Source organism: Sphingomonas tagetis (assembly GCF_024211275.1).
Lineage (GTDB): Bacteria > Pseudomonadota > Alphaproteobacteria > Sphingomonadales > Sphingomonadaceae > Sphingomonas > Sphingomonas tagetis.
The window spans coordinates 1-1137 of record NZ_JAMLDX010000051.1; the positions used below are offsets into that span (position 1 = coordinate 1).

The following is a 1137-nucleotide window of genomic DNA, read 5'->3' on the forward strand; positions in this document are numbered from 1 at the left end:
AGCGCCTCGTGCGCGACTACGAAAAACGCCTCGACGTCTCCGAAGCCATGATCCACGTCGCCCTCGGCAGCCTCATGCTCCGCCGCATCGTTCATCCGTAAGCATTCTCAAACGGACTCTTAGCGGTCAGACGGCTTTCAGTTCGACGCAGCGGATCGCATCAGGATTGAGCGAATAAGCCCTCCAGATGCTGTCGGCGCGCCCAATCAAGCACATCCTGCCGCTGCCAGACCTGTAGAATCGCCTCGACTTCAACGAGCGAATGATTTCCAGCGCAGTTGAAACCGTCTCGCAGATGGAAGGGAGGATTGTCGATATAGCTGTCGATTGCGCTAAGAACTTCTTTGTCGGGGAAATTGGTCGTGCAAGCGCCCAAGCCCCATGCAACATGGAATGTTTCTAGGCAGCCCTGACATCTAATTCGCAAGAGAGCCTGCGTAGCTTGGAAGTCGCATCGTGATGGATCATAATCGCAGTATCGCGGTATGCCGTGTAACCACCACTTGGGTGGTTCAGCAATCCGATCAGTTATGTCGCCAAGCCAATAGTGCACGGAAACGTTCTCGCTCTGGTTCACAAGCACAAAAGCACGAATGGATGAACGACTTCTTGCGGCTTTGACAGGCTGTCAATTCAGCGACTGAAAAGGGTCGTGAAGCACCGGGCGGCTATCAGGGTGGTGGCATCACCGGCGTGCGGTTCGAAATTGGGTGAGAAGTATCTTAACTGCCCTACTTGCGAATGTCGTTGATGTAATCGCCGATGCACAAGGTAAGGATTGTGAAGAGATAGGTTGCGGTAGCGCCAGCTGCCAAAATGGCTATTTGCACCCCGTCATCCGCCTCAAAGCCCATTTCTACGCCAAGCAGATTATCCGCAGCCCAACCGATCAACATGAGGGCGCAAAATCCCAACAGCGAGAGAAATATCCAGCGCACGCCTTGCCGTCGTCGATCTGTAAATTCACTCATGCTATGATGCTGGCATCCCCATCAGAACACCGCAAGGTCGTCCGCAATTGATGTCGTGGACGGCTCTCCTCCCCGCGGGATATTTTTCTGCGGATAAGTCGGAGAGGGAGAGTGAAGATGGAGCAAGTGTCGGTTGTCGGACTGGATCTGGCCAAGTCGGTCTTCC

The 1137-nt window shown here is 54.1% G+C and carries 1 protein-coding gene and 1 pseudogene; one reads left to right on the plus strand and one right to left on the minus strand.

The window, feature by feature from the left end; all coding sequences use genetic code 11:
• A pseudogene (locus M9978_RS22950) lies at positions 1–101 on the plus strand (IS5/IS1182 family transposase); the annotation flags it as partial.
• Between the two features lie 630 nt (positions 102–731).
• Here M9978_RS22950 and M9978_RS22955 read toward each other — a convergent pair.
• Positions 732–971, minus strand: a complete 240-nt coding sequence (locus M9978_RS22955; RefSeq protein ID WP_254297489.1) for a hypothetical protein — start codon at positions 969–971, stop codon at positions 732–734.
• Positions 972–1137: the final 166 nt, after the last annotated feature.

What these genes read in the sequence shown, in the direction of transcription:
- M9978_RS22955 (WP_254297489.1), bottom strand. Translation starts at nt 971, where the DNA reads ATGAGTGAATTTACAGATCGACGACGGCAAGGCGTGCGCTGGATATTT.